We start from the raw sequence: 7,300 nt of genomic DNA on the forward strand, positions 1-7,300 counted from the left end.
ATGGGGGAAACCATAGGGTAATCGCGCGCGCCCTACCACCGCCGCGTCCGGGGATCCCCTGACAACGGATGCGAAATTGTGAAGTCTGTGAATAGCTGCAAGGCCCGCTCAATATCTCCGCGCCCGGCACGCAGAATCGCACCATGCTGCTTCGCAGTGCAACCGCGGGAGGAGTCATGAGCAGGGTCGAGCGCATCTATCGCTGCACCGAGGCCGGGGAGAAGGCGCGGCAGGATATTGCCGTCGCGGCCGCCGACCGCCAGATCCTCGCGCTCCTGGAGGGCGGGGCCCACTGGCAGGAGCTGCGCAAGCTCCTGCCCCGCCTCGACGACCACCACCGCCTCGCCGACCTTCAGGCGCGCGGGCTGGTGATGGCGCAGGCCGCCGAGGCGGAGTCGGACCTCGACTTCACCGGCAGCTTCGCCTTCGGCAAGAACTGAATCCGGTTTCGGCGAAAGCCGTCGCCCCCGCTTGGTCGGGGGCGTTTTTTTTCTAGTCGGGCCGTGCCGGCACGACATACAGGTACGCGGTGCACCAGGGCGCGCACTCGCCGCCCGCCACGCCCACTTCCTTCGGCTCCCAGCCCGCGATCTGGTAGGCGTTGATGACGATGCGCGTGCCGGGGCGCAGCTTCTCGAATTTCGGCTTGAGCTTCGACAGGTTGTCCGGCAGGAGGAACAGCGCGAGCACCGTGGCCTGCGAGATGTCGGCCTCGTACATGTCGCCCTGCACGAAGCGCGCGCGCCCGGCCACGCCTTCCTCGGCGGCGCGCTTGCGCGACAGGTGCACCAGGTCGGTGTCGTACTCGACGCCGATCGCGGTGGCGCCGCGCTTCGCCGCGGCGATGATGTTGCGCCCGTCGCCGGAGCCGAGGTCCATGACGATGTCCTGCGGGGTCACGGCCGCCATGTCGAGCATCTTCTCGACCAGGCTGGGAGGCGTCGGCACCCAGATCACGTCCTTGCCGGGCTGCCCGACGTAGGGCTCCGCGCCCTGCACCGGCAGCTGGGCGCCGGCGAGGGGCGGGAGGAGGAGAAAGAAGACGAGGAAAAGCGCTCGGTTGGCCATATGCGGCCAACAATCTAGCCGCCTTTCTTCTTCCCTCCCTTGCGGCTGGCTGACTTGCCCGCGTTGGAGATGCGGGCGGCACGGCTCTTTGACATTCCCTTGCGCTTCAGAATCCCGTCGGACCCGGCAAGCGGAAAGACGGTTCACTTTTGCGGACAAAGGCCATAGCATGCGGCCGAGGAGGATCCCATGCTCAAAAGAGCGTTTGCAGTCGCCGTTTCGGCGGCGTTCGTTTCATTCGGGGCGCAGGCGCAGGCCCCGGCCACGAAGTCGATCAAGGTCCAGTCGAGCTGGCCCGCCAGCCTGACGATCCAGGACCACCTGCGCATCATTTCCGAGCGGATGGAGAAGGCGAGCGGCGGCACGGTGAAGGTCGAGGCCATGGCCGCCGGGCAGATCGTGCCCGCCTTCGAGGTGCTCGACGCGGCCAACAAGAAGGTGATCGACGGCTGGCACTCGATCTCGTACTACTGGGTGGGAAAGAGCCCGACCGCGGCGCTGTTCGCCGGGCCTCCGGGAGGCCCGTTCGGCATGGATCACATGGATTACCTGGGCTGGCTCTACGTCGGCGGCGGCCTGCAGATGTGGCGCGACTTCTACCAGAACGAGCTCAAGCTGAACCTGATCGTCTGGCCCGCGCACCCGTCCAGCCCGCAGGCGTTCGGCTGGTTCAAGAAGCCGCTCAGGTCAGTCGCCGACTTCAAGGGCATGAAGTGCCGCCAGACCGGCCTGAACGCGGAGATCTACGCCAAGCTCGGCCAGAGCGTGGTCAACATGCCGGGCGGCGAGATCGTGCCGGCCGCGCAGCGCGGGGTGATCGACTGCGCCGAGTGGGTCGGCGGCGTGGAAGACCTGCGCCTCGGGCTGCCGGGCGTGTTCAAGTACCACTACACGCCGGGCATGCACGAGAACAACTCGATCGGCGAGTTCGGCCTGAACCTCGACGTCTGGAAGTCGCTCAGCCCGCAGCAGCAGGAGCTGTTCAACATCGTGATCAACGACGCGTTCATCGAGTGGCTCACCAAGTGGCAGAAGCAGAACGCCGACGCGATGGACGAGATGGTCAAGAAGCACGGCGTGCAGATCCGCCGCACCCCGGCCGACATCCTGATCGCGTCGCTGAAGGCGTGGGACGAGGTGGCGAAGGAGAACTCGGCGAAGAACCCGACCTTCAAGAAGGTGTACGAGTCGCAGCGCGAGTACGCCGCCAAGGTGGTGCCCGCGAAGCGCTACATGCACCCGCCGTACTCTTTTGCCGCGAACTACTACTGGCCGCAGGACGGCGGTTCGGCAGCGAAGAAGGATGGCAAAAAACAACCCTGAAGAAGAGACGTTACGCTTTCCCACCAACCTCGACCGGGCGGGCATCGAAGCCCGCCTGATCGAGGTGCGTGAGAACGCGCGCCGCTACGGCTTGGCCGAGATCGTGCGGATGTTCGAGAACCTCGGCTCCATGAGCGCGCAGCAGCTCGGCCACAACGTGGTCCTGGCCCTCAACAAGCTGCAGGACAAGCCCGGCCATCGCCCGCTCACCCACCAGCTCGAGATGGTGGCGATGAACCTGAAGAACCTTAAGTAAGCGGATAAATGGGGACGGACCCCATTTCTCTCGTTTAAGAAGTCCGCCGTCATCCCCGCAATGGGGTTCCCGCCTTCGCGGGAACGACAAACGTACCGCTAAATGAGAAAAATGGGGTCCGTCCCCATTTATTGAGTCAGTGGTCGGTCTTGCGCCGCTTCGGCGCCGGGCCCATGGCCGCGCGCCGGTCGTGCTCGGCGAGGATCACTTCCATCGCCTTCTCGAACACCTGCCGCGGCGGGCCGGAGCGCGCCTCGACCCAGTCGGCGAGCTCGTCGGGATTCACTTGAAGGAACGCGGCCAGGTTCTCGCGGCCGCCGCGCAGCACCTCGCATTGCTGAAGGATGCGGGCGCACATCTCGGCCCAGCGGGGTTTTTGCTCCATGGGCGAACGGACAGCGGATTACTGCGCGAGTTTCTTCAGCCCCTTCTCGGCCTTCTCGGCGTTTCGCTCCACCCACTCGCCGGCTTTCTTCACGCCGCGCTCGGTGGCCGCGGCGCCGCGCTTGATGCCTTTCTCGGCCGCCTTGGCGCCGCGTTCGATCGCCTGGCCGGCACGCCGCGCGGTGTCTTCCGGCTCGGCCGCGTAGGTAGCTGAAACGCTACACAAAATTGCGGCGGTAATGACGCGTACGCAGATCATGGGCTTGCACCTCCCAGCTAGCATTCTACGGGAGCTAACGACGACAAGTCATTGTGGCCTATACGGACCTGACCGAAGTGCGCGCGTGCTACGCCCAGTTGCGAGAGCTGGTGATCCATAACGCCGGCGGCTGGGAGGGCGTCGAGTCGCGCGACCTGTTCTCGCGCGAGGGCCACCTGAAGTGGAACCGGCGCAACATGAGCGGGGCGGCGGACTATTTGCGCCTGCAGATCCTGATCGCGCTCGAGGCCGTCAACACACGGCTCTTCTTCATCGACACGCTGCGCGCGCGCACGAGCCAGATGCCTCATCCCCACGCCGGGTAGCGGGCACAATCCCTGCTCGCGCGGGGTGTGATGCTGCACCCCAGGCAAGTCTGGCCGCTGTTCAAGAAGGCCGTGCAGGCGTGGTCCAACGACTACGCGCCGAGCATGGGCGCGGCGCTCTCCTACTACACCCTGTTCTCCATCGCGCCGCTGCTTCTCATCGTGATCGCGGTCGCCGGCTGGTTCTTCGGCGACGAGGCGGCGCGCGGCGAGATCACCTCGGGCCTGTCGGGCCTGATGGGCGAGCAGGGCGCAAAGGCGATCGAGGAGATGATCGCCAACGCGTCGCAGCCGAAGGAAGGGCTGATCGCCACGGTTACGGGCGTCTTCGTGCTCATCCTCGGCGCGACCACGGTGTTCGGCGAGCTGCAAAACTCGCTCGACCGCATCTGGCGCGCGCCGGCGCGCGAAGCCGGCGGGGTGTGGAAGCTGCTGCGCTCGCGACTCCTTTCGCTCGGCATGATCCTCGGTATCGCGTTCCTGCTCATGGTGTCGCTGGTGCTCGATACGGTGCTGCAGTCGCTCGGAAAGATGTGGGGCACCGAGGGCTGGCAGGTGCTCGCGCAGATCGTGAACTTCGTGGCCGGCTTCGCGCTCACCACCACGGTGTTCGCGCTCATCTACAAGCTGATGCCGCGCGCCAGGATCGAGTGGCACGACGTGTGGGTCGGCGCCGTGGTGACCGCGATCCTCTTCACGGTCGGCAAGTTCCTCATCAGCCTCTACCTCGGGCGCAGCGCCGTCGCTTCCTCGTTCGGCGCCGCCGGCTCGCTCGCGGTGGTGATGATCTGGGTCTACTACTCGGCGCAGATCTTCCTGCTCGGCGCGGAGTTCACCTGGGTCTACTCGCACGAGTACGGCTCGCGCAAAGGGCAGAAGAGACCGGGCGCCGTTGAGAAAGAAGATTCTCGAGGAACACCCGTCGCGGTCCCGGTTCGGGTGCAGGCCGCGCGCCCGCTGCCGCCCATGCCGATGCCAGAGGCGGTGCCGGTGCACAAGCGCCAGCCGCTGGTCACCGTCGCCATCGCTACCGCGCTCGGCGCGGTGGCGGGAGTGGTGTTCCGCGCGAAGCCGGATGTCATCTTCCACCGCCGCCGCCCGCGGCTTCTTGCACGGCTCAAATTGCGGTGATTTGAATTTCCGCTATCCTCCCCGGGAATGGGAGGGTCCAGGGCCGTCGTCGCTGCGGTCGTGCTCGCCATCGCGGGCAGCACGGCGTATTACCTCTATGCCTCCAAGCAGAAGCGCGAGCAGCAGCGCCAGGTCACGGCGCTGCTCGTCGAGACTACCAAGCAGCTGCGCCAGGCGCTGAACGGCCCGCCCACGCCGGACCTGGTGTCGCGCATCGACAGCAACCTGAAGATGGCCAAGGCGCCGCGCGACCGCCCGCTCGAGACCGCGGCCGAGCACTACATCCACAGCGCGCGCGAGATCGCGCGCAAGCGCAGCGACGCCGAGCGCCTTGCGCGCGAGGCGGCGATGAGCCGCCGCGCGCTCGCCATGCACATGTCGGTGGCGAGCCGGCGCGACCCCTACTGGATCCGCGTCGCCGCCGACCTCAAGAAGCGCGTCGAGCGCGACCACCACGACCTCGAGGTGTCGCTGAAGGCGCTCTCGCAGCTGCTCTACGAGCTGCCCGAGGCGCAGAAGGAGCTCGCGCCGCACGTCGACGCCGCGCTCCTGCTCGAGCAGGGCGAGAGCCTGAAGGCGCGCGCGCGCGCCGACGAGTCCGCCCAGCGTGCCGCCGCCGAGCTGGACAAGGTGCGCAAGCTCGCCCAGCCGCGCTAGCCCGGCGTGTTCACCTGGCGCAAGTGGTGGCTGCTCTTCACCGTGATCTGGGTCGTGGTCGCGGGCATCCAGGTCGTGCTCATCCTGCTGACGTCCGAGGAGCCCAACCGCGCGCTCCAGCCGGCCATTTTCGCCGTCGGCGTGCCGGCGGCGCTTTATCTACTTGGCTGGATCGCAGAACGAATTCGGGGTCAGGGCCGCAAATAGACGAACCAGTCGTGGCCCTGGCCCCGAATTAGGTTTGCTACTTGGCGGGGACCGCCGCGGCGAGCGAAGTGAGCAGCTTCTCCAGCTTGCGCGCATCGGCGTCGAAGCGCCGGATGCCTTCGGCGAGCTTGTCGGTCGCCATGGCGTCCTGGTTGTGCTCCCAGCGGAACGCCTTTTCGTCCCAATTCACCTTTTCCGCCGATTGGGTTTTCGCTTTCTCCGGGGAGAGCAGCCTCGGGATCGCGCCCTCGGCCCTGGACAGCTTCTCCAGCAGGTCGGGCGCGATGGTGAGAAGGTCGCAGCCCGCGAGCGCGAGGATCTGCCCGGTCTTGCGGAAGCTCGCGCCCATCACCTGCACCTTGTAGCCGTGCTTCTTGTAGTAGGTGTAGATCTTCCTCACCGACGCGACGCCCGGATCTTCCTCCACCGGGATGTCGTCCACCTTGCGGCTCGCCTTGTACCAGTCGTAGATCCGCCCGACGAAGGGCGAGATCAGCGTCACGCCCGCATCCGCGCACGCCACCGCCTGCGCGAAAGAGAAGAGCAGCGTCATGTTGCAGTGGATGCCCTCGCGCTCGAGCTTCTCCGCCGCCTTGATGCCTTCCCACGTGCTTGCGAGCTTGATCAGTACGCGCTCGCGCTTCACGCCTTGCTTCTCGTACAGAGCGATAAACCGCTGCGCCTTGGCGATCGAGCCCTGCGTGTCGAAGGAAAGCCGCGCATCGACCTCGGTCGAAACCCGACCGGGGATGTGCTTGAGGATCTCGCAGCCGAAGTTGACGAACACCCGGTCCATGTCGCGGTCCATGAGGTGCCGGTAACGCGGGTCCTCGGCCGACGAGAGCAGGAGCGAAGGGTTGGTGGTGGCGTCCTGCGGCTTCCAGCGCGCGACGGCTTCGATGTCGCCGGTGTCGGCGACCACCAGGGAGTGACGGCGGAGAGATTCGAGCTGCGTGGTCATGACAAATCTTTTAAGTAGTGGGACGGAACGTGACTTAGTGTGCAGAGATGCATGCTGCGGCGCAAGGGCTGGTCGCCACCAACTACTACGTCCGGACCGCGGCATTTCTCTATTGCTTCGTCGTGGTCGGCGAGATGCTCTGGGAGCGGGGCGCCGGACCGCTCGCCTGGACGCTGCTCGCGCTGCAGTTCCTCGCCTACCCGCACATCGTCTACTGGCGCGCCTGGGTCTCCACCCGCCCGGTCAGCGCCGAGCTCGACAACCTGTTCCTCGACGCGGCGCTGCTCGGCGCCTGGTGCGCGGCGCTCGGCTTCCCGACCTGGGTGGTGTTCGGCTTTGTCGGCGCCACCACGCTGAACGCGATCGTGAGCCGCGGCGCCTCGGGCTTCGGCTGGTCGCTCCTGTGCAGCGCGGCCGGGGCGCTGTTCTGGGTGCTCGGCGGCGGCTTCTACTACGCGCCGGCCACCAGCGAGCTGGTCACCGCGCTCTGCGCGGTCGGCTCGTTCGGCTACATGAGCGCGGTCGCCTACGTGGTGCACCAGCAGACCCGCCGCGTCGCGATCGGGCGCGACGCCCTGCGCCGCAGCGAGGAGCGCTACCGCCTGATCGCCGAGAACGCCGCCGACCTGATCGCGATGATCGACCTGGAGGGGCGCTGGCTCTACACCAGCCCGTCGTGGCAGCGCGTGCTCAAGCTCGAGGATTTGGCGAACGGCGTCGACCTGTTC

General features: G+C 66.6%; 12 protein-coding genes. 8 read left to right on the forward strand and 4 right to left on the reverse strand.

The annotated features are described in order from the left end of the window. Window positions 1–176 precede the first annotated feature (176 nt). Window positions 177–440: a hypothetical protein gene (locus tag VLA96_11290; protein ID HSE49783.1), complete on the forward strand. Its 264-nt coding sequence runs from the start codon at window positions 177–179 to the stop codon at window positions 438–440. Between the two features lie 52 nt (window positions 441–492). On the opposite strand, the gene VLA96_11295 is transcribed toward VLA96_11290, so the two are convergent. Then, the gene (locus VLA96_11295) at window positions 493–1,068 is read right to left on the reverse strand and encodes a class I SAM-dependent methyltransferase (protein ID HSE49784.1); all 576 of its coding nucleotides are present in this window, start codon (window positions 1,066–1,068) and stop codon (window positions 493–495) included. A gap of 189 nt (window positions 1,069–1,257) precedes the next feature. Here VLA96_11295 and VLA96_11300 point away from each other — a divergent pair, with 189 nt between their 5' ends. Together VLA96_11300 and VLA96_11305 are read left to right on the forward strand one after the other, a co-directional pair. Next, window positions 1,258–2,391 carry a TRAP transporter substrate-binding protein gene (locus VLA96_11300; GenBank protein ID HSE49785.1) on the forward strand — a complete coding sequence of 378 codons (1,134 nt, stop codon included), beginning with the start codon at window positions 1,258–1,260 and terminating at the stop codon, window positions 2,389–2,391. After that, window positions 2,372–2,647 (forward strand): hypothetical protein, encoded by a 276-nt coding sequence (locus VLA96_11305; GenBank protein HSE49786.1) that lies wholly within the window; start codon window positions 2,372–2,374, stop codon window positions 2,645–2,647. Before VLA96_11300 ends, VLA96_11305 begins: the two co-directional genes overlap by 20 nt. 136 nt (window positions 2,648–2,783) lie before the next feature. On the opposite strand, the gene VLA96_11310 is transcribed toward VLA96_11305, so the two are convergent. Both VLA96_11310 and VLA96_11315 read right to left on the reverse strand, forming a co-directional pair. Next, on the reverse strand, window positions 2,784–3,032 hold the full coding sequence (locus VLA96_11310) for a hypothetical protein (protein HSE49787.1): 249 nt from the start codon (window positions 3,030–3,032) through the stop codon (window positions 2,784–2,786). An 18-nt stretch (window positions 3,033–3,050) separates the two neighbouring features. Further along, window positions 3,051–3,290 carry a hypothetical protein gene (locus VLA96_11315; protein ID HSE49788.1) on the reverse strand — a complete coding sequence of 80 codons (240 nt, stop codon included), beginning with the start codon at window positions 3,288–3,290 and terminating at the stop codon, window positions 3,051–3,053. A 53-nt stretch (window positions 3,291–3,343) separates the two neighbouring features. Here VLA96_11315 and VLA96_11320 point away from each other — a divergent pair, with 53 nt between their 5' ends. Genes VLA96_11320 through VLA96_11335 form a run of 4 tightly spaced genes read left to right on the forward strand, consistent with a single transcriptional unit; the run spans window position 3,344 to window position 5,611 of the window. Further along, on the forward strand, window positions 3,344–3,616 hold the full coding sequence (locus VLA96_11320) for a hypothetical protein (protein HSE49789.1): 273 nt from the start codon (window positions 3,344–3,346) through the stop codon (window positions 3,614–3,616). A gap of 30 nt (window positions 3,617–3,646) precedes the next feature. Beyond that, window positions 3,647–4,747 carry a YihY/virulence factor BrkB family protein gene (locus VLA96_11325; GenBank protein HSE49790.1) on the forward strand — a complete coding sequence of 367 codons (1,101 nt, stop codon included), beginning with the start codon at window positions 3,647–3,649 and terminating at the stop codon, window positions 4,745–4,747. Window positions 4,748–4,774: 27 nt separating this feature from the next. Continuing rightward, on the forward strand, window positions 4,775–5,404 hold the full coding sequence (locus tag VLA96_11330) for a hypothetical protein (protein ID HSE49791.1): 630 nt from the start codon (window positions 4,775–4,777) through the stop codon (window positions 5,402–5,404). Window positions 5,405–5,410: 6 nt separating this feature from the next. Further along, on the forward strand, window positions 5,411–5,611 hold the full coding sequence (locus tag VLA96_11335) for a hypothetical protein (protein HSE49792.1): 201 nt from the start codon (window positions 5,411–5,413) through the stop codon (window positions 5,609–5,611). Between the two features lie 37 nt (window positions 5,612–5,648). Here VLA96_11335 and tal read toward each other — a convergent pair whose 3' ends face one another. After that, window positions 5,649–6,572, reverse strand: a complete 924-nt coding sequence (gene tal, locus VLA96_11340; GenBank protein HSE49793.1) for a transaldolase — start codon at window positions 6,570–6,572, stop codon at window positions 5,649–5,651. A 47-nt stretch (window positions 6,573–6,619) separates the two neighbouring features. On the opposite strand from tal, the gene VLA96_11345 reads away from it, so the two are divergent. Beyond that, window positions 6,620–7,300 (forward strand): MASE2 domain-containing protein (locus VLA96_11345; protein ID HSE49794.1); only part of this gene is annotated, 681 nt, incomplete at its 3' end.

It is taken from the genome of Terriglobales bacterium (genome assembly GCA_035457425.1).
GTDB lineage: Bacteria > Acidobacteriota > Terriglobia > Terriglobales > Acidobacteriaceae > JACPNR01.

Excerpts from the sequence above, each read along its gene's own strand:
- VLA96_11315 (HSE49788.1), bottom strand. The coding sequence starts at position 3,290 with ATGATCTGCGTACGCGTCATTACCGCCGCAATTTTGTGTAGCGTTTCA.
- VLA96_11325 (HSE49790.1), top strand. The coding sequence starts at position 3,647 with ATGCTGCACCCCAGGCAAGTCTGGCCGCTGTTCAAGAAGGCCGTGCAG.
- VLA96_11300 (HSE49785.1), top strand. The coding sequence starts at position 1,258 with ATGCTCAAAAGAGCGTTTGCAGTCGCCGTTTCGGCGGCGTTCGTTTCA.
- VLA96_11290 (HSE49783.1), top strand. The coding sequence starts at position 177 with ATGAGCAGGGTCGAGCGCATCTATCGCTGCACCGAGGCCGGGGAGAAG.
- VLA96_11310 (HSE49787.1), bottom strand. The coding sequence starts at position 3,032 with ATGGAGCAAAAACCCCGCTGGGCCGAGATGTGCGCCCGCATCCTTCAG.
- VLA96_11295 (HSE49784.1), bottom strand. The coding sequence starts at position 1,068 with ATGGCCAACCGAGCGCTTTTCCTCGTCTTCTTTCTCCTCCTCCCGCCC.
- VLA96_11305 (HSE49786.1), top strand. The coding sequence starts at position 2,372 with ATGGCAAAAAACAACCCTGAAGAAGAGACGTTACGCTTTCCCACCAAC.
- VLA96_11330 (HSE49791.1), top strand. The coding sequence starts at position 4,775 with ATGGGAGGGTCCAGGGCCGTCGTCGCTGCGGTCGTGCTCGCCATCGCG.
- tal (HSE49793.1), bottom strand. The coding sequence starts at position 6,572 with ATGACCACGCAGCTCGAATCTCTCCGCCGTCACTCCCTGGTGGTCGCC.